This window comes from Rosistilla oblonga (assembly GCF_007751715.1).
Lineage (GTDB): Bacteria > Planctomycetota > Planctomycetia > Pirellulales > Pirellulaceae > Rosistilla > Rosistilla oblonga.
In genome coordinates this window covers 3,090,520-3,109,574 of sequence record NZ_CP036292.1, presented here as the reverse complement: position 1 = coordinate 3,109,574, position 19,055 = coordinate 3,090,520, and the positions used below count along the sequence as shown (strand labels likewise).

Below are 19,055 nucleotides of genomic sequence, written 5' to 3'. Positions count from 1 at the left end.
CATTGGATCGTCTCTGCAGGGACGATCGAGCCCCTGCCCTGGACAATCAAGCCTTTGCGAAACCGCGTCACAGTGCGTTTGGCTGACATCCTGGGTATGGGACTCGTGTCTTTGATTTCGAATGAGCAAATGTTGATAGGGAATCGTAATCGATGCTTCGCCGCCGTAACGGATTAACCATGATCGAGCTGCTAGTCGTGATCGGTATCATCGCGATACTTGCCGGGCTGCTGCTACCAGCGGTCCAGGCCGCGCGTGCCGCAGCAAGACATATACAGTGTCGAAACAATATGAAGCAGATCGCCTTGGCGGTTCACAATTTCGAATCTGTGGAGCGGCGATTGCCCGGCAACGAACGCTTCAATCTGCCCGATCCGTATCGCTACTCGAACACGTTTTGGTTGATGAAGTCGCAGATCGAAGCGATGAACGCCGAGATGGATTCACAATTGCCGACCTTTGTCTGTCCGAGTGATGTGACAAATTTGGCGGCGACACAAAAACGTATCACTTCCTACACGACCAACGACGCGATTTTTGATCCCGGGCCAAATCCAAATCCTGCCTCGGGCCGACTCAGTCGGTACAACCTTTCCACTGCTTTCAGCGGCAAAGGCTCTTCCAACACCATCATGCTGGCTGAACGCGTCGTGCAGTGCAACTTCCCCGAGACCGGTCCCTGGGGAGCTTGGGCGGGCACCTATTTTGAGAGCTACTGGAATCTGAACTACCTGCCGCTCGAACCGCTACATCCGCTTGCCACCAATGTTGGAATCGCTGAACGAAGCGACTGCAGTTTGAATTGGTTCAGCAGCGGTCATCAGGACACGCTCAACATTGCACTTGGCGACGGCAGCGTACGGTCCGTCGCCGCCAATATTTCCGCAGACGTATGGCAGCGAGCTTACGATCTGCAAAACAGACAGCCCTTGGGCCGATGGTAACGAGGAACAACGATGGACATTGAAGAAAGGATAGTGTCTCGCAGACGAGCGATGTTGGCGGCTGCGGGGCTGGCGACAGCGATAACCGGATGCAAACCGGCGGAACAATCTACCGACAAAGCGGAGATCAGGTACGCGAAGAACGAGATACTGATGCTCGTCTACCCTCGCTTCACAACACTCGATCTGATCGGCCCACAGCATGTCTTTGCTCTGCTGGGGCCCGAGTTCAAGACGCGACTTGTTTGGAAAGATCGATCGGTTGTGACGTCGGATACGGGAGTGCCAGTGACGCCCACGATGACGTTTGACCAGTGCCAAGACAATCCAGCGATCTTGTTTGTACCAGGTGGTACCGATGGAACGCTCGAAGCAATGGAAGATCCTGTGGTTCGCGACTTCCTTGCAACCAAGGGGGCCACGGCGAAATATGTGACAAGCGTCTGCACCGGTTCCATGCTGCTCGGCGCTGCCGGACTGCTCGACGGCTACCGAGCGACCTGTCATTGGCTAGCTCTGGATACGCTCCGCCAGTTCGGCGCGCAACCGATCCGCGAGCGAGTTGTCGTCGACCGCAACCGCGTAACGGGAGCGGGCGTGACGGCGGGGATCGATTTCGCGCTCACGTTAACTTCGCTGCTAAAGGACGACGAGTACGCCAAGACCGTTCAGCTGATGATGGAGTACGATCCGCAGCCCCCATTCGACTCAGGAACCCCAGAAACAGCATCGCCAGAAGCTGTCGAATTGCTGCAAGCGATGTCGGATCCGTTCTTGCGTAACGTCGAAGATGCAATCGCCCGTATCAAGAATTAGTTGTCGCTTGGCAAAACGCGTTGACGGCCTGTCGATTTAGTCAGCCGTTTGGGCGTTAGCTCCGGTTCAAGTACCGCTAAACCGGGGCTAACGCCCAAACGGCTATTCAAGAAGTTCGCATGCGATTAAATCAACAGGCGGTTGACGGTATCCGTAAAGAATGCGAGGGCTGGGGTCAGATGAACGAGAACCGACGGAAGGAAGTAACCTGCGCAGAGCGTCATCGGAAACGCGCCTGCAAGCTTGCTCGTCCCCGATTTCGACGCTTGGATGTTCAAAGCAAATGGTCGGCATCAACCATGCTGCGCTAATTCATTGAACCGCCATCGGCGCGGACGATTTGTCCGGTCAGCCATCGCCCCGAATCGCTCGCGACAAATGCGACGACTTCCGCAATATCATCGGGGTGTCCAAGCCGGCCCAAGGGTGACATCGCAGCATATTTTTTCGCCGCTTCGTCGCCGCTCTGTTCAAACATTCCCGGGACCGTCGCGCCGGGTTGGACGGCGTTGACAGTGATGTCGCGGTCGCCGAGCTCTTTGGAAAGCGAAACCGTCATCGCATCCAATGCTGCTTTCGTCGCGGAATAGACTGCGGTGCCAGCCATCGGCCGGGCGGCGAGACCGGAAGAGATGAAGATCAATCGTCCGTTGCGACGGAGTCGCTTCGCAGCTCCTTGAGCCGTGAGAAACGAGCCACGTAAGTTGACTGAAACCATCGCATCAAATTGCTCGATCGTCATGTCGACGATGGGACATTTGGTGATCGTCCCTGCATTCACAACCACCGCATCGACGCCACCAAACGTTTCTTGAGCCGTCTCGAACAGTTTGCGAACCTGCTGCGGATCGGCAACATCCGCGGCCGCTTTGATCGCGGTGCCGCCGCGAGAAACGATCTGCTCGACAACCTTCGTCGCCGCATCTGCGTTGGAACCGTAATGAACAACGATTTGGAAACCGTCGTCCGCCAACTTTTGGCAAATCGCTCCGCCGATGGCTCCTGAACCGCCCGTGACGATCGCCGTTTTTAATTGCTTGTTCATCCTGCGGTCCCGTCTCCAGGTGTCAATGTCGTTGTGGCGGCTGACCCGCGCGATCGAACTGCGTCGATCGAATAGTCATCGTAGCGACGCAGTAGCCACAGCGTAAAGCATGCTGCCAACATCGGGATCGCTGCAAAGAACAACAGGTGCGGGTAGGTCCACGGGTCGGCGTATTGCTTGAACGAGCTGAACGTTGAAATGCTGTGCAGAATCAAGATGATCGGATAGGTGATGTTGCGCAGCGCACCTAAAGCAAACGCGATCACGACCGCCAACTGAATTGCTCCGATACCGTAGGCCAGCGAACTACTGAGCGACGGGACCATGTAAAACTTCTTGAACACCGCGGCTGCATGTTCCGGGTTGACGAACTTGTCGATCGTCCACATCAAGAAGACGCTGGTGATGCCAAGACGTATTAATAGCAGGCAAAGTGCGAGTTGTGGGCGTAGCTTCGGGTCGGAGTCAGACACGCGATTTTCCTCGATGAGATGGATGAGAAGCGAACGCAGACGAAACGCTGCGGGCGATAGCTCGCGACACGCTTTATCGTAGCCCGGCGTCAATGGCGTCAGAAATACCTCTCGAGGATGACTGTCGAGAAACCTTGGCCAACACGAACTCGGATCGTTTCGTCTTCTCGGACCCGGCCGGCTGGGGAACGATCCGGGCCAAATGATGAACGCGTCCTACGACAGCATGTCGGCGATCACGCAAGCGATGTGAGCGACGCGTAGCGGTTGGCACGGAGACACATCGGGTAACGATTCCCGGGCTTCGCATCCCATTCCCACCGGTCCATTCACTGGATTTCGGCGCACATCTCGGCTGATAGCGACAGCTGACTGTGGCCCGACTCCGATGAGCCGCAATCGATTTAACCACGCCTCCGCTTGACATCCTATCAGTTGTCCTTATCATCTGTTGTTGATATTGCGTCTCAATGTCACCGCTCATGTCAGCCAGCCAATTCAATTAGCCAGCCAGTTACGTGGGATACCTTTCGTTGCGCCTATTAGTGCGCATGATCCGTTCCACCCAAATTTGAATTTGACTGGCCATGCCTACCCTGCCCCCCCGCCAAACTACCCCCGCCAAAACCCTCGGTTTCACTCTCGTCGAACTTTTGGTGGTCATCGCCATCATCGGTGTTTTAGTTGGGCTGTTGCTTCCCGCCGTCCAATCCGCCCGCGAAGCGGCTCGCCGCATGCAGTGCAAGAACAACGTCAAGCAGATTGCCTTGGGGATGTCGATGCACGAGCACACCTTCGGGCACTACCCCTATTCGCGAACCGGATCGCTGTGGCGGATCCTCAGCTTCGTTGAACAGGAATCGTTGGCAAACGTTTTCAACGATGCCAAGCACCCCAACTACAACGATCCGGCCTCCAGCGAATACCGTTGGGGTTACAACGCCCGAATCGGAACCGCTTGGAGCAATAAGGCGGATTTAGATGTCGCGGCGTCAACCCGTTTGTCAGTGTTTGAGTGTCCGAGTGCCACCGGATCACGAGCCGTTGAAGACAGCGGAGTCGCGTTGGGTATTTCCGATTACACCACTCCCCGAGTCCCCGCTTTGCGTCCAGTCGGACACCCGCTTTATTACCAGAGCGGCGAACCTCAAATGCAATTCAGCACCGCGATGACGCCTGCGTCGGGATCGCGAAATTACAATCCGTTAAACAAGGGTGGCAAAGCTCGCGACATCACCGACGGCTTGAGCAACACGATGATGTACTACGAGTGTGTCGGTTCGCCCGAATTGTTTGTTCGCGGGACGGTCGCCGCTCCCACCGGCGGAGCCAATCTCGCTTGGGCAGGCCGTGGAGACGGCGTGAAGATGCGTGCCTATGCTTCGGATAACTTGACGGCCGACACATCGAATACCGCCCGTGGGATCTCCTCATCGGGTGACCCAACGGTTCCCGACAACGCCACCGACTGTTCCGCTGGCGCCGCTTGGGAAGCGGCCATCGATACCTGTGGCAGCTTTCGCGTCATGAACCACACCAACAAGAGCCAGCCCTACAGCTTCCACCCGGGAATTGTGAATGTCGGCTTGTGCGACGGCTCCGCGCGATCGATCAGCGAAACCATCGACATCGGTGTCTTCCTGAACCTGATGCTCCGCAACGACGGCCAAGTGCTGGGCGAATATTAAGCCTCAACAGCCACGCCGTCGGTACCAGCCTACGATACCCCGTATCGTGGACGAGGCCCGCGTCATATCTTGCAACATTCTGCCATTTATCATTCTGCCAATCGATCGATCAGGCGAATTGTGGCAGAACGATGGGGGCAGAATGACTTGCAGATCGGCGTTCGCGTCGCGAAGGTCGACGTCAAAATTGCATCGCAAAGATCGGTTAGAAGCTGAATTTAAGCAACTGCAAACCTATTCATCGTCCGTCTGAAGTTCCAATATGGCGAAGATCGCGCGATGGTCCGATGCGACTGCTTCATCAAGGACTTTGAACTCGATGACTTTCCAGCGTTTGGCGGGGCTGTGCAAGATATAGTCGATCTGAATCGTCGGCTGCGTCACCGGATAGGTTGCCATCGGCGTTTGATTGGAAGACGTCCAATTCGCCTGCAACCGTCGCAGCGTTTCACTGTCGGGGCGGGCATTCATATCACCCGCTAACAAAGCGGGATGTTGAGGCTTGCCTGCAAGCCGTTTGTTGATGAATGCCGCCGAAGCGAGGCGTTCGCTTTCGTCCGGGCGATGATCCAAGTGAGTTGCCAGCAGAAGCAGCGGCTGATTCGATTTCGGCAGCGCGATCTCCGCCTCGATCATTCCACGCTGCTCGCCGCCGTCGATGTTTGGTAACCGATGGTTCTCGTGTCGGATGATAGGGAATCGCGAAAGGATCGCGTTGCCGTAGTGGCCTCCTTGCAGGTCGATGTTGGCGCCGAAGACGACATTCATTTTGGTCAGCCGAGCCAGTTCCGCAGGCTGATCCACGTCGCCTGATCGTTTCACGTTCTTATCGACTTCTTGTAGCGCTACCACATCCGGCTTGACCGACAGGATCACGTCGGCGATCCGCTGCAGGTCCAACTTGCTGTCGACGCCCGCGCCGTGATGGATGTTGTAGCTGAGCACTCGCAGACGCAACGGTTCGGAGGAGTAACTTGCGGACACAGGCGACAGCGCCATCGCTGCCAACACGAGATATTTGATAAACTGTTTCATCGTTTTCATGACTCCTTGTTTTGCCGATCTTGACGTCAGCATTTTGGAACGAACATCGCACGGCTGCTGAGCGTCGATGTTGTGTGGGAAGGGGGGCGCTAGCATGCTTTATGCCCAAGGCGCGATTGCCTCAAGCAAAGGGCTGGTGCGATCGTTGTGACGGAGGTGACGAGCCCCTATCAATCCATTCCCGTCGCGTTGTTCGTGGCGGCTCTCGCCTCGTCCACGACGTTTTCGGGACAGCACGGGGGACAGTCTACACCGGGAAGCCCGATGCTCACCATCGACGCCCCTGCCTGCTGAGCAGAAATTACCTGAAAACAACGCGAGTCCTTGCCAACGTACAGTCCTACGACAATCCCTATTTCGTCGAGGACTCGGTCCGCGATCTCGCGATGAGTCTAAAATCGGATCCGAGAATTTCTTGGTTCCGTTGCGGATCGGAGAACTTTGAGTCGCTCCACCAGCACAACGCATCTGCACAGATCGAGATGCGAACCTATCGGAGGCGAGGTTGCGCGTCTTCATCTTCCGAGACAGCAGTGGATGATTCTATAAGAGGGCAGCGTAGAAACGCACCGGACATCAAATCCATGTGTCGACCGAAAGTTTCTCACACGACCGTCCGGTTGACGCTGCGGCGACACATCCAGTCCCTGGATTGGACGCCGGTGCGGCCATTCGTACTGGCACGACTACTTCGTCGCCCCAAGCGCGTTACCGTTTGCGAAATGGTGTGTGAGCACGGCTTTGGTATATTGGAGTCCTACCTCACTTTCCATACGTGCCAACGAAGGAATTGAAAGCTGGACCCATCCATTGAAGCAGCGGTCTGTCGGCTGATGTCAGAGCGTCGCGGCGAAGTCGTCGCGATCCGCGACTGCCGGTCTTTATCAGGAGGAAGCATCAGCCAAGCCTGGCTTGTCGATCTGTTGCCCGATGGCCAAATCGTCGCCAAGATCAATGCCGCCCATTTCCAAACAGCGTTCGAACTCGAATTCCAAGGACTCGATGAACTCCGCGCCGTCGGCGCGATTCGTGTTCCCGAGCCGCTGGCGGTTGAAAAGGTTGGCAATCGAGCGATCTTGGTTTCCGAGGCGATTGGCCGCGGCACACCCTCTCCCGATTTCTTCAAGCGTTTTGGACAGCAGCTGGCCAGCCTGCACCGCTTATCCCAACGCGAACCGGACCATCGGTTCGGATACCGCTGCGACAACTATTTGGGCTCCGCACGGCAGCCCAACGGTTGGTGCGACGACTGGCCGACCTTCGTCGCCAAACATCGGTTGGGGTTCCAAATCGATTGGGCTCGGCAGCAATCGAGCGGAAGCCGCGATTTGTTTCCATTGGTCCAGAGTGTCATCAAACGTTTGCCAGCGATGCTGGCGGAGGCGAGCGAGCCGCCCGTGCTCCTGCATGGTGACCTTTGGAGCGGCAATTATCTTTGCGATTCCGACGGGCAGCCGGTGATCTTGGATCCAGCGGTCTACTACGGACATCGCGAAGCGGAGTTGGGCATGCTGTTATGGATGGGCAATTGTCCCAACGAATTCTATGAAGCGTACAACAAATGCTGGCCGCTTCGATCAGGCTGGCGCGAGCGGGCCGAAGTCTACACGCTGTATCATCAACTGAACCACCTGAATTTGTTTGGTGCCGGCTATTTGTCCTGTTGTGAGGCAACGGCTCGTCGATTGCTTCGCTAGAAAGATTGGGATCGACCATCACCCGATGGGGTTCATAGCTTGGTCTTCTCCGTTGCGTGCAAGCCGGCGTAATCGTCTCCATTGAGACTTCGTACCACCGAACGCATCCAGGAGTTCAGTTCCTTCTGCATCCGCTTCAATCGAGCTTGTTGCTCGGGGGCACCGGAAAGATCGGTTGCTTCCATCGGATCATCCGCCAAATTGTAGAGCTCGTAGGTTTTGCCGTTGATGCGATGGAGTTTCCATGGCCAGTTGGTCCATGCCGCATGTCCCGTGGCGACGTCTTCGGAGAACTGCGGAAATTCGTCGACGTCTTTTCGGATCCGCGGATCGTCGTGCGGCAGGGGAGCTCCGGCTTGTTGCTTTTCCATGATCGCTTTCTGGATCCGGTCGCTATAGGTGGACTGCCCTTGCTGGAACTTGTGCCAGAACCCGAGCGGCTTGCTCCGTTTGGCCGTCTGCCCCGCGATAATGTCGCGGATGTCGATGCCATCGAGTGGGTGTGGAGGTGTCGATCGAACCCCAGCCATCGCGAGCAGGGTTGGATAGATGTCGCAGGTCCAGGCTGGCACCTCGGTTCGTCCGCTGAGTTTGCGAGCGGGCCATTCGATGATCGACGGAATTCGTAGGCCCCCTTCGTAGATGCTCCCCTTTCGCTGACGACCACCCGACGTCGCTGCGTTGAGGCCGCCGTTGTCACTACAATACCAGAGGATGGTGTCGTCGGCGATCTCCATGCGTTTCAGCTCCCGACGCAATCTTCCCAGCTGCTGATCCAGCAGGGTGATTTCGCGATAATAGCCGGCCTGTTTTTCGCCGTCATAAAGCGACGGACCTTCGGGGACTTCCTGATGCGGATCGTGGGGTGAGGGGAACCAAACGACGGCAAACATCGGCTGCTCGCCCTGTTGATGTTGCTGCAGGAATTCGAGGGCATCGTCCATCGCGAGGACCGATCCCTTCCCCTGCCGATGTTCGATCTTGCCATTGCGACTTAGATACGGATCGTTGTCGAAGTAGTTGAGCCCGATGACCCATTCATCGAAACCCATCCCGCTGGGGTTGCACGGCGAATCGGGTTGCCCGGAGCCCAGATGAACTTTGCCAAAAATTCCCGTGACGTAGCCTGCATCCTTCAGTGATTCGGCGATCGTTTGTTCGTGAGGACGCATGTAGCGGCCGTGGTTGGTGACCTTGGTGCGAATCGGCGAACGTCCGGTCATCACGCTGGCACGCGTCGGCGAACAGACAGGTGCAGCGGAGTAGAAGCGATCGAACACGAACCCCGCCCCCGCCATCGCGTCCAGTTCAGGGGTCTGAACAAACGGATGTCCGTTGTAGCCGACGTCTCCCCATCCCTGGTCATCGGCCATGACAAGAATGATGTTCGGCTGCGATTCGCTGGTGCTGTCAGCCCTGGTTTCATTGGCCCGCAGCTCTGGAATCGGGAACAACAGAAACGGCAAGACAAGCAGGCTTTGCTTTGGAAAGATCATGGCTGGTTTCACTTCGAACAAAACATTTTGAAATAGAAGGTGAAGGCTCCAGCGACGCAGCGCGGCGCTGGAGCGGTTGATGGCAAGCTGTCCATTTCAACTAGGAGATCGGCACAGATATAGTAACCGCCGCGTGGACCGTGGGGGACAGGTTTCTGTAGAGCGTCGGTCGATTCATGAGCGGCGGCCATGGAATCGCGAGCAAGGCGCGGCAGATGGCGATTCGATTTCATAGATTCACCGGACCATAGCCTTTGCCTAGATTGGGGGCCGTGCGAATCGCATTGACAACATACAGCTTCGCTTGCTCAACAGCTTCAACCAGCGGCATATTCTGTGCAAGGCTTGCGGTGATCGCTGCGGAAAGAACGCATCCGGTGCCGTGAGTACTACGTGTATCGATTCGCTCTCCGCCGATGCGATGAAACTCATTTTCGGTGAACAACCAATCGACCGACTCCGAACCGACTTGACCTCCTTTGACGAGCACATTTTTCGCTCCCAATCGATGAATCATCTGTGCAGCCATTTGCATCGACTCCAAATCATCCACCTCGATGTTTGCTAAACGGGCTGCTTCCATCCGATTGGGGGTGACCAAGAACGCATGCGGCAACAATTCGCGACGGAGCACATCGATCGAAGCATCGTCCAGTAGCGGCACGCGATGCTTGCTGATCATGACCGGATCGACCACCAAGGGAAAGTGGAATGAGGAAGCACGCTCGGCGACCGCATGGATCATCGCGGCGCTACCGAGTGCCCCCGTCTTGGCTGCCGTCGGCGGAATATCGTCGAGCACAGCATCCAATTGTGCCAGCACAAACTCGGGATTCATTTGTTCGATGGCGTCGACGGTTTGTGTGTTTTGCACCGTCAACAAGGTAACGACACTGGTGCCGTAGACCCGATGGGCGTGAAATGTCTTCAGATCCGCTTGCAACCCCGCACCACCGGAGGGGTCCGAGCCAGCGATAGTTAAAGCAACATGCAATGTGAGGGGCTCCAAGAGCAACAGAGGATGAATCGCGTTGGGGAGCAATGCGAACATGCCCCGATCACGATTAGTTTATCGCGATCTGTTTTCTGAAGCGACGTGATGCACGGCTGGAAGAGTCGAGAACAGGAGGGCGTGATGATCACCTCTGTTCGATTCCTTGAAGACTGGGATAGACCACGACTGGCGGGGACAAGCCGGGGATTATTCAGAATCCTTCCAGGAGAGAACGAATGACCGAGACCCCCTTTTCAGAAGCAATGATTCGAGACGGACTGATTTTGCGTTGCTGCATGTCCCCTTTGCGTCGCATTCAACGGCGAGCTTTTCCTGCGGGCGACATTCCGAATGGATCCAAGACGAAAAGCCGGAGGTTGCCGCGCAGCGTTGCACCTCCGGAACGCGATTTTCGATTACGCTATACGCGACGATAGTGGCGAGTATGACGTCGTTGCCGCGACGATTCAGGGTGGCTGTCGCTTCCCCAAGTCGTCAACCCAATGTTGGCGATCTTGGTAGTTGAACAGACAGGATAGAGAGGAATTGGATGAGCGATCGTTTTGTGTATCTACTGGGGTTGGCCTTGTTCACATCGGCTGTGGCCGTCGCCGCGGAACCGGCCCCCGATCGGATCTGGCCGCTCGATTCCGCGAGCTCAGCGCAACTTCGGCACAAAGGTGGTTCACCCTCGCAAGCGGTTGGAGTCCACGGCCAATCCCTCGTGCTCAGCGGCAAGTCGCTGCTGGAAGTCAACGACTCCGGAAGCGTCCCGATCAGCGGCAAGCCGTTCAGCTTCGTCGTCTGGTTCAATCCCTACAATCTCGATCGCGGCCAGCAGATGATCGTGGCGAAGAATTGCTACGCTTTGAACCAGCGCGAGTGGGGCATCATGATCGACAGCGACCAGAAGCTGCGACTGTACGTTCAGCAAGGAGGTTGGAAGACTGCCCAATCCGACGCGACATTAAAACCCGGGACATGGCACCAGCTGGGGCTTGTGGTTACCGACGACAAAGCGGAATTGTGGTTGGATGGCGAACTGGCCGGCGATGTCGAACTGACGCAGCCGATCCCGCAGACAAACGCTCCGCTGACCTTCGGCGGCGTCGATGATGACGGCCGAATCAGGCAAACCATGATGGGAGCGTTGGACGAAGCGATGCTCTTCAATCGCTCGCTCACGCCGTCCGAAATGGCATCCCTCTACAAACCGGTCACGGCGACTCACCCGATCCCCAACTTTGCCGAACCGTTTCCAATCTGGGACGCGGCTTCGCCGCTACCCGTTGCCGCCGACATCCCCACGCTCAAAGGCGTCAAGTTTCATGTGATCAAGAAATGGGATCGGGAAGCGGACGGGTACACCTTCCTACACGGCGTGGGACTCGGCTGGCACAAGAACAAACTCTACGCCTCGATCGGTCACAACAAGGGAGCCGAGAATACGGTCAGCGAGGAAGCTCAATATCGCGTCAGCGAGGACCAGGGGCAAACCTGGAGCGAACTGCGAGTGATCGATGCCGGGGAAGAACCCGATCTGGCGGTCAGCCATGGCGTCTTTCTCTCGCACGCTGGCAAACTGTGGGCCTTCCACGGAGCCTATTACGGCAAGATGCAGAAGATCCACACGCGTGCTTATTCGCTCGACGAAGCCACGGGGAAATGGGATCCGCATGGCATCGTGATCCGAGACGGCTTCTGGCCGATGAACCAGCCTGAGAAGATGGACGATGGTAACTGGATCATGCCAGGCATCTCCGCAGGCCCCTATTCCAACAACAAGATATTTCCGGCGGCGGTTGCGATCAGTCGCGGCGACGATTTCACCAAGTGGGACTATGTGGAGATCCCAACCGGCGAAGGGATCGATCGGATGTGGGGTGAATCCGCGAATTTTGTCGATGGGAAGCGAGTATTCAACATCGCCCGCTACGGCGGCGGGGCTTCGGCTTTGGTCGCGGTCAGCGAGGACTATGGACGCACCTGGACACCGTCGGGAATCAGCAACCTGCCGATGGCGACGTCGAAGCCCGTCGCGGGAACGCTCAGCACGGGGCAGCGATACCTGATCTGCACCACAGCCCGAAACAACGGCGGCAAGCGCACTCCACTTACGATCGCCGTGACAGCTCCCGGCGAAAACGTCTTTCAAAAGGTGTTTGTGATTCGTCGTTCCCAGAACCCTGGCGAACCGGGCGAATCAGCAGACAGCCTGAGTCTTTCCTATCCATGTGCGATCGAACACGACGGGCACCTCTACGTCGGCTACTCCAACAACGGAGGCCGACGCGGCAACCTCAACAGCGCCGAACTGGCGATCATTCCGATCGCGTCACTTCAATAGAAATCTCCCCAGCGAGTACTAGAAGCGACACACGGCATTCGGCTTTCGCAATCGTATTAGAAGCACCTTAGCCCAAGGTTCAATGACTCCCCATAGTTCTCACACTGTCAATAGCTGGTCATGTTAACTCCCACATGGTCCCGCAGTCCCTCCAAATTATTCTGCCAATCCTTCACGGCTCACCGTTGCGAAGCTGGGAGCTGTTGAGATCGGGCCGTTTGTCAGAACGCGAGACCTGACCGTGCGGGTTGGTTGGCAGAATGATGGGAGCAGAATGATTCAGGGTGTGGACGATGCCGCGAGGGGCAGGCGTTAGCGAATCCCATCATCGGCGTTCTGCAAGATCTCTTGCCAGCCTCCAAAAACAAGCTCTCTCACCATACGTTTCATCCGCTGATCGCTCTCGAGAACGAAGCGTTTGCGCCAACACAACCATCTTGTCGTCGCTGCAAATCATTCCGCCCCCCATCATTCTGCCAATTCTCCCAGCTACTCGGTGCGAAACGCAAGGCTTTCTGGAATTCGGCCCTTCGCAAAACGCAACGCCTGACCCTGGGGATTTATCAGAAGAATGATTCGTATCGACCACCGTTCACGTCTTCACATCGTATCGATCCGGCACGTGGAAGATCCGCCAATACGGATGCACGGCGTTGGTAGCTTCGCCGTCTGGCGATTCGAGCGGAAGGCCTGCGCGGCACCAACCTAGAATGCTGTCGCGATAGTTCGCGGCATCGATGCCGCTGGCAGCCAGTCGGCGAGCGTACCAATAGCTGCGTCCGCCCACGGTGCAGTAGGTCACTACGCGTCGGCCGGCGAGCGTTTCATCCGAGGTGGCTTCAAATTCCTGCTGCGTGATCGCACCGGGAATCCGAGAGACGGCTCGTTCCGCATCGCTGCGGACATCGACCAACACCGGCGGCGATTGGCTCGAGTTCATTGCGGCGTGAAGCTCCGCCGTCGAGATCGTTTCAACCCCAGGTCGTCCAAGCGATCGACGCACTGCCTCGATCGCCCCAAAAGAAGCGTTGCAGAGTCGGAGGACGATATCGCCAGCTGCCATGAAGATTCACCGCGTCGCTAGCAGCGACCACCTTCGCAACAGGTCTCGCAGATTCGATGGCACACCGTGCATTGCAACTTGCCTCGGATATCGATCAAGCGACCACCACAGACCGGACATGCGGGAACGGAAGCTTTTACTGGATCTTGCTTTTGCGGGCGTTCGTCGGAATCGTTCTGCATCGTTTTGCCTTCTCCCTGAGGTTCGGTAGTCGATCGTATCGTCTCACAGCGTCACGCTTCCGAAAAGACGTCGCTAAAGGGACGCAGGTACCGTCGCTGCTGCGACCAATCGGCGATGGCAAAGATCACGCTTGAAAACACGCCTGCAAAGTCAGCTTCCAACGCGCCTCGGAAATCCTTCGCCGTCTGCAGCGGATCGTTGCCAAACGCGCCACATCCCCATGCCCCCAGGACAAGTGAGTTGTATCGATAGGCCTGAGCGATCGCAAGAACGCGGTCGATTCGTTGACGTAGCATTTTCGCCGACCGCGCTCGCCCGATCGCAGGAGCGTACGGTGCCGCGCACGTGAGGAAGCTGAGCAACCAAGGTTGATCGTACTCCATCCCCGCGTCGTCGCGAAAGACAGGCACGTCGGGCGACAGGATCGCCCACGCACTCGATGCCGCCGGATCGGTCTCGCGGTGAAAATCATACATCGGATCGCCGATTAGGGTCGCGTACAACGCACTGCAGCGGCAGAGCGCTTCCTCCTGAGCCGTCGCGCCACGCAAGAATCCGCCTCCTGTCTCGACACCGTTTGCAAAGTTCAACGCCAACGGCCGATGGCCTTGGTCCAATAGATCGCGAGCGGCAGCGAACGTCGTTTGATTGGCAACGGTGACATGCGTTTCCGAATACCTGTTGCTCTCAACCGGAGGCAGCGAAGCGTCTGGCGAAATGGAAACCTTCGACGCTTTTGCCTTTTGGATCGACGCAGCCCAATCAACGGTCCCGGCGTCGGTGAGGTATTCGCCACGATCGATCGCTTCCAGAGCCGACCGCCCGAGCGACTCCGCGGTTTCATGACGAATCTCCAGAACACTCTGGTTCATGCGAGCCAGTTCGTCGGTATCGACAACCGGCAGGAAATGCAGCTTACTCATCGCGCTATCTCACCATCGAATCAATCGCTCGGATACCGTTTCCCATCCTATGCAGCCAGCAAGGAGTCTTCTAGTTTAACCGCGTGGGCAACGCCCCGCGTTTTAAATTTCTGAGCAGCCTGAATCGCTCGCGGTTTAACCGAAAAACACATTGTGACGTGCTTAGTCCTCGCCGACACGTTTGCCGTATAAACCTTCATCGCTGGAGGCACAGACCCGTGCATTGCAACTGGTCTTCGATCCACAGTACCACATCGCAGCCTGTCCCCCGGTCTTCGTCGCCAAGGTCGTGATCCAAGCTGATCGCACTGACGCCACCAGCTTTCAGTAGCTCGATCACCTCATCGGGCCAAGAAACGCGTCGCCAGCCATCCGGAGCGGCTCGTTCGTCGTCAGATAGATCTTCATTCGTCATCATCACTTGGGAGTTGTGCCTGATGCCATTCACCATACGTTTGTCGGGTGCCGACAATTTTCCAAGCGATACGTCCGTTGGTGTTTCCTGCGGCAACGATCGCCGCACCGGCACTGGGACTATTGAAGTACACGTCTTCGGCGAACTGGAGTAGGCCTTGATCCGACAGCCCGACCAGCGTCTCTTCGTCGACGAGTGCTGTCGCAGAGCTACAGGTATAGCCAACATGCCCGGCCCCCGTCAGGCGGACCGTCCAAGTTGTTACCCGCGTTGTTGTTCCACTAAACCGCGACCTGTCGGGCCATTGTCCGCAACAGGCGAGTTGGAACCGCATGCTCTAGTTTCCAAGTGATGCTGATGGGGCGACTGCCGGTATGGCTGACGTAGTGACAAGGACCGAGGAAGTGATAGGGGGCAGCTAATCCGGAAGTAAGAGTTTTCGTCTCCCTGACGAACAGCAGCGGAGTGTAGTGACGCTCGCGATGTCGGATGTATCGTTGGCCCGTTGGGGATTGCTCCGACGTATTGCTCTGCGATTGCCAGTGGAAAAGGTCGTGCGAGATGAGGTAGTCCTCGTACATGGTCGTTGGTGAATACTCGTCTTCCGACTTCTGCAGCGTCACAAAGAAGACGTCAAGCTTCCGCGTTTTCATGTGCAAAACGCCTTCACGCTGGCTCGGCCGATTGTTGAATCGCCAGTGCCCCAGCCCAACCAGGATCTCGTCGCGCGTGTAGTTTGCGTGGATCGCCAAGGGGGCGTAGGACGGCGAGGTGGGAGACACAATCAGAGGCGAATGCTTCAAGCGATAGTCCAGGATATCGCTGAGGTCCTGAACCACCGACGGATTCGCTCGTAATCGTTGGTCCGCTTCGTCCAGCGACATTCCTACATGCTGGGTGCCCCATAGTGCAGTGTGCAGCATTTCAATGAGCGTAGACATTTGGGTTCGCGATGGTGGATGCGAAGACACCAAATACGCTTTCAGTTCGGCAATCTGTTGGGGACAATTTACATGACTCAGCCGGCACAGTCCTTTGGCGAGTTGTGGCTCATCGGGAGCAACAACTTGGGCGCCGATCTTCGCATCGGCAAGCAAACGCGACCACAAACCGCGTTTCAGCAATTCGTCCAACGACGTGTCAAAGTAATCGATGGCATCTTCGATCGTCGGCGTTCGGTCAAGGTACTGTTTCAAATCTCGTAGCGCGCCCAGCATCCGTGGGCGAATCAAACGAATTGATTGGCGAACGTTTTCCAGCACTCGTTGTTGAGCGACCCTTTCGAGCTTGATAACGCATCCGCTGGGCAGGTGTGGAAATTCGGCTTCGATCTCGGCATCAAGTTTGGCGGTAGGCTTCCCACTTAGAGCTCTGAAACGACTGGCGAAACGAAATTCTTTGCGTTGCGTTCCGATGAAGTCGAGCACGGTCAGGCACTCCTTATCCGGATGCAAACGCAGCCCGCGCCCAAGTTGCTGAAGGAACACGGTAAGGCTTTCCGTGGGCCGCAGAAACAACACCGTGTCGACTTCCGGAATGTCGACACCCTCGTTGTAAAGATCGACAACGAAAATGAAGTTCACAATGCGGTCACGCAGTTTCTGTTGAGCAGTGTTTCGTTCTTCATCGCTCGACTTTGCCGACAGTGCGATCGAAGGCACACCATTTTCATCAAAGAATCTCGCCATGAATTCGGCGTGGGCAACACTGACGCAAAACGCCAGTCCGCGTAGGTCGGCAACGTCTAATACGGTATCGGTGAGCTTTTCCAGGATCAGCTTGGCCCGGATATCGTTCCCCGTATAGAGCCGATCCAGATCATCGACACGGTACCCGCCACGCTGCCAAGTAAGCCCCGCGAGATCGACCGAATCGGCGACACCGAAGTATTGGAACGGGCATAGCAGTCGACGGTTGATCGCGTCTGGCAACCTTATCTCCGCGCTGGCACGCCCCCCAAACCAACTCAGCACATCCAATTGGTCCGAACGTTCAGGCGTCGCAGTAAGTCCGAGTAAGATCTTTGGTTCGATGTGACCGAGCAACGTTTGATAGCTAGGAGCGGCCGCATGATGAAATTCGTCCACCACGATGTATTCGAACCGGTCTGGTGGTTCCTCGTTCAAATTACGAGAGTTGTAGCTTTGGATGGAGCAGAACAGATGATCGTGCTGATCTGGGGCGTTGCCATCTACCAGCAGGTCACCAAAGTTCTGATCCCTCACGACGCAGCGAAACGAGGTCAGTGCCTGACTGAGAATCTCCTTGCGGTGAGCGACAAATAGCAGCCGAGGTTTACGACCGAGTTGCTGAGCGACACGGGCGTAGTCGAATGCGGCAAGCATCGTCTTGCCCGTACCGGTCGCGGCAACTACCAAATGGCGATGCTTGCCTTGAACGTCACGCTCGGCCGCAATGATATCCAATATTTCCTCTTGAAACGGGAACGGACGCAAATCGAAATTGATTGCCAATCCTAAATCCGAACCAACATTGCGCTCCCGCTGGATCGCCCGACGCAGTCTCGGAATGGCATGTTCGTCAAATGCTTGAAACTCATCGTCTTGCCAGTACGTCTCAAAGGTGCCCGTCACCTTGTCCCAGAGGTACGACAGTTCGTACTGGCTGATTTTGGTAGTCCACTCTAGCCCCTCGGATAATGCTGCATTCGACAAGTTTGCCGAACCAACGTAGGCGCTGCTGAAACCGGTGTTGCGATGAAAGAGATAAGCCTTCGCATGCAACCGCGTTCGCTTCGTGTCGTAGCTGACACGTATCTCTGTTCTGGGCAGTTCACGCAACACTTCGACAGCTTTGGGATCCGTAGCTCCCATATAACTGGTCGTAATCACGCGAAGCACGGGCCCATCGCCTTTCGCCTTTTCAATCAACTCGCGGAAATTGTCAAGCAGGACTCGCAGGCCGCTCCACTTTATGAATGAGCAGAGAACGTCGACGCGATCACAGGTCGCTATCTCCTTACGCAGCTGGCTGCCCAGGCTCGCATCCAATCGCGTTCCGGTGAACAGCGTGGACCGCGACAAAGGGCTGTCGGGACGCTCGTTGCTAGAAACGTCAGCTGAGTGATGGATTGCCAGCAGTCGCTGCAACGGCGTTGCAATGCTAAACGTTTCCGTCGCAGGCTCGTTAAGTGATGCCGCCAGTGTCGCAATGATTCGTTCGACAAGTTGCCGCTGTTTCTCAGCGGCATCCGAACCACGATGCATCGCTAAACGTGAAGCGATCAGTCGTTCCAAATACTGGGCGAGCGCGGCATGGGATTCTTCGGTATCGACCGGTGCGAGCGAAACCAATCGCGGGTCCCCCAATCGACCAATTTCCGCTTTGATAGCCTCCGTCAGTAGGTGATCGTAGAGCCCCGGCTTCACTTGTGAACTTCCTAACCGTTGATGAATCTTCGTTGTTTGAGACAAAGTCTACCACGTCTGCGTGGGCACCGGTCATGCAGGGGGAACAAAGCGAGAGCCGCCTACGCGTGCGGTTCAAATTTGCGGATGTTCGCGTTATTCGCGGGCAAACGAATACAAACCTAGCGAAGCAGATCGCTCTACCGCGGCAACCGAAACGTTTGCGATGCCCGGTGACGTCCAGGCACAGCCTTTCTGTCGTGCACTCCCGCCTTCAACCGTCCGAGAATTACTCCAGCCTCGACTGGCTGTGGAATTGTTATGGGGCATGCTGTGCGCTGGTGCGACAGGCGTGGATAGGGCTACGTGTCCCCTTTGGAATAACGCGATGGACTGTTTGCCCCAGATGAATTCGTAACGTCGAAAACAAATGGCAACGCAGCTTACAAGGACTCGTGGAGCGTAACGGCGTGCCTATTCGTTAGGCACTGGGGCTGGGTTCCGACGGGCTTGATCTTGCTGGTTGCATTTTGCTGTGTCGCTGTAAGTCCCACCGCGA

General features: G+C 56.5%; 16 protein-coding genes. 6 read left to right on the top strand and 10 right to left on the bottom strand.

Annotation, left to right across the window (positions count from 1 at the left end):
• The first annotated feature begins 179 nt into the window (after positions 1-179).
• Together CA51_RS11030 and CA51_RS11025 are read left to right on the top strand one after the other, a co-directional pair.
• Entirely contained in the window at positions 180-944 is a 765-nt protein-coding gene (locus CA51_RS11030) for a DUF1559 family PulG-like putative transporter (protein ID WP_197451753.1), read from the top strand.
• 33 nt (positions 945-977) lie between these two features.
• Positions 978-1,760, top strand: a complete 783-nt coding sequence (locus CA51_RS11025; RefSeq protein WP_197451752.1) for a DJ-1/PfpI family protein — start codon at positions 978-980, stop codon at positions 1,758-1,760.
• A 307-nt stretch (positions 1,761-2,067) separates the two neighbouring features.
• On the opposite strand, the gene CA51_RS11020 is transcribed toward CA51_RS11025, so the two are convergent.
• Complete coding sequence (locus CA51_RS11020; RefSeq protein WP_145120500.1) at positions 2,068-2,805, bottom strand: SDR family oxidoreductase; 738 nt, start codon at positions 2,803-2,805, stop codon at positions 2,068-2,070.
• The gene (locus CA51_RS11015; protein WP_145120498.1) at positions 2,802-3,278 is read right to left on the bottom strand and encodes a hypothetical protein; all 477 of its coding nucleotides are present in this window, start codon (positions 3,276-3,278) and stop codon (positions 2,802-2,804) included. Before CA51_RS11015 ends, CA51_RS11020 begins: the two co-directional genes overlap by 4 nt.
• 587 nt (positions 3,279-3,865) lie before the next feature.
• On the opposite strand from CA51_RS11015, the gene CA51_RS11010 reads away from it, so the two are divergent.
• A complete protein-coding gene (locus CA51_RS11010) occupies positions 3,866-4,966 on the top strand; it encodes a DUF1559 domain-containing protein (RefSeq protein WP_145120495.1) in 1,101 nt (366 codons plus the stop codon).
• Positions 4,967-5,200: 234 nt separating this feature from the next.
• Here CA51_RS11010 and CA51_RS11005 read toward each other — a convergent pair whose 3' ends face one another.
• On the bottom strand, positions 5,201-6,001 hold the full coding sequence (locus CA51_RS11005) for an endonuclease/exonuclease/phosphatase family protein (RefSeq protein ID WP_145120493.1): 801 nt from the start codon (positions 5,999-6,001) through the stop codon (positions 5,201-5,203).
• A 110-nt stretch (positions 6,002-6,111) separates the two neighbouring features.
• On the opposite strand from CA51_RS11005, the gene CA51_RS26450 reads away from it, so the two are divergent.
• Together CA51_RS26450 and CA51_RS10995 are read left to right on the top strand one after the other, a co-directional pair.
• On the top strand, positions 6,112-6,804 hold the full coding sequence (locus CA51_RS26450; protein ID WP_145120491.1) for a GTP cyclohydrolase, FolE2/MptA family: 693 nt from the start codon (positions 6,112-6,114) through the stop codon (positions 6,802-6,804).
• 3 nt (positions 6,805-6,807) lie between these two features.
• Positions 6,808-7,707, top strand: coding sequence for a fructosamine kinase family protein (locus CA51_RS10995; RefSeq protein WP_338052352.1), 900 nt, complete (start codon positions 6,808-6,810; stop codon positions 7,705-7,707).
• 32 nt (positions 7,708-7,739) lie between these two features.
• On the opposite strand, the gene CA51_RS10990 is transcribed toward CA51_RS10995, so the two are convergent.
• Both CA51_RS10990 and thiD read right to left on the bottom strand, forming a co-directional pair.
• Positions 7,740-9,203 carry a sulfatase-like hydrolase/transferase gene (locus CA51_RS10990; RefSeq protein ID WP_145120487.1) on the bottom strand — a complete coding sequence of 488 codons (1,464 nt, stop codon included), beginning with the start codon at positions 9,201-9,203 and terminating at the stop codon, positions 7,740-7,742.
• A gap of 229 nt (positions 9,204-9,432) precedes the next feature.
• Positions 9,433-10,197 (bottom strand): bifunctional hydroxymethylpyrimidine kinase/phosphomethylpyrimidine kinase, encoded by a 765-nt coding sequence (gene thiD / locus CA51_RS10985; protein WP_231746123.1) that lies wholly within the window; start codon positions 10,195-10,197, stop codon positions 9,433-9,435.
• Positions 10,198-10,747: 550 nt separating this feature from the next.
• Here thiD and CA51_RS10980 point away from each other — a divergent pair.
• Positions 10,748-12,544 (top strand): exo-alpha-sialidase, encoded by a 1,797-nt coding sequence (locus CA51_RS10980; RefSeq protein ID WP_145120481.1) that lies wholly within the window; start codon positions 10,748-10,750, stop codon positions 12,542-12,544.
• 592 nt (positions 12,545-13,136) lie between these two features.
• On the opposite strand, the gene CA51_RS10975 is transcribed toward CA51_RS10980, so the two are convergent.
• The 5 genes from CA51_RS10975 to CA51_RS10955 all read right to left on the bottom strand — a co-directional run bounded on the left by CA51_RS10975 (position 13,137) and on the right by CA51_RS10955 (position 18,562).
• On the bottom strand, positions 13,137-13,607 hold the full coding sequence (locus CA51_RS10975) for a rhodanese-like domain-containing protein (RefSeq protein WP_145120479.1): 471 nt from the start codon (positions 13,605-13,607) through the stop codon (positions 13,137-13,139).
• A 233-nt stretch (positions 13,608-13,840) separates the two neighbouring features.
• The gene (locus tag CA51_RS10970) at positions 13,841-14,713 is read right to left on the bottom strand and encodes a TIGR02452 family protein (RefSeq protein WP_145120477.1); all 873 of its coding nucleotides are present in this window, start codon (positions 14,711-14,713) and stop codon (positions 13,841-13,843) included.
• Between the two features lie 196 nt (positions 14,714-14,909).
• On the bottom strand, positions 14,910-15,131 hold the full coding sequence (locus tag CA51_RS10965) for a cyclic-phosphate processing receiver domain-containing protein (RefSeq protein ID WP_197451880.1): 222 nt from the start codon (positions 15,129-15,131) through the stop codon (positions 14,910-14,912).
• The gene (locus CA51_RS10960; RefSeq protein WP_145120475.1) at positions 15,118-15,462 is read right to left on the bottom strand and encodes a DUF4357 domain-containing protein; all 345 of its coding nucleotides are present in this window, start codon (positions 15,460-15,462) and stop codon (positions 15,118-15,120) included. The genes CA51_RS10965 and CA51_RS10960 overlap by 14 nt, the downstream gene beginning before the upstream one ends.
• On the bottom strand, positions 15,410-18,562 hold the full coding sequence (locus CA51_RS10955; RefSeq protein WP_231746122.1) for a DEAD/DEAH box helicase: 3,153 nt from the start codon (positions 18,560-18,562) through the stop codon (positions 15,410-15,412). Before CA51_RS10955 ends, CA51_RS10960 begins: the two co-directional genes overlap by 53 nt.
• Between the last annotated feature and the right edge of the window lie 493 nt (positions 18,563-19,055).

Excerpts from the sequence above, each read along its gene's own strand:
- CA51_RS10965 (WP_197451880.1), bottom strand. The coding sequence starts at position 15,131 with ATGATGACGAATGAAGATCTATCTGACGACGAACGAGCCGCTCCGGAT.
- CA51_RS10990 (WP_145120487.1), bottom strand. The coding sequence starts at position 9,203 with ATGATCTTTCCAAAGCAAAGCCTGCTTGTCTTGCCGTTTCTGTTGTTC.
- CA51_RS11020 (WP_145120500.1), bottom strand. The coding sequence starts at position 2,805 with ATGAACAAGCAATTAAAAACGGCGATCGTCACGGGCGGTTCAGGAGCC.
- CA51_RS10975 (WP_145120479.1), bottom strand. The coding sequence starts at position 13,607 with ATGGCAGCTGGCGATATCGTCCTCCGACTCTGCAACGCTTCTTTTGGG.
- CA51_RS10980 (WP_145120481.1), top strand. The coding sequence starts at position 10,748 with ATGAGCGATCGTTTTGTGTATCTACTGGGGTTGGCCTTGTTCACATCG.
- CA51_RS10960 (WP_145120475.1), bottom strand. The coding sequence starts at position 15,462 with ATGCGGTTCCAACTCGCCTGTTGCGGACAATGGCCCGACAGGTCGCGG.
- CA51_RS26450 (WP_145120491.1), top strand. The coding sequence starts at position 6,112 with ATGCCCAAGGCGCGATTGCCTCAAGCAAAGGGCTGGTGCGATCGTTGT.
- CA51_RS11010 (WP_145120495.1), top strand. The coding sequence starts at position 3,866 with ATGCCTACCCTGCCCCCCCGCCAAACTACCCCCGCCAAAACCCTCGGT.
- CA51_RS10970 (WP_145120477.1), bottom strand. The coding sequence starts at position 14,713 with ATGAGTAAGCTGCATTTCCTGCCGGTTGTCGATACCGACGAACTGGCT.
- CA51_RS11005 (WP_145120493.1), bottom strand. The coding sequence starts at position 6,001 with ATGAAACAGTTTATCAAATATCTCGTGTTGGCAGCGATGGCGCTGTCG.
- CA51_RS11030 (WP_197451753.1), top strand. The coding sequence starts at position 180 with ATGATCGAGCTGCTAGTCGTGATCGGTATCATCGCGATACTTGCCGGG.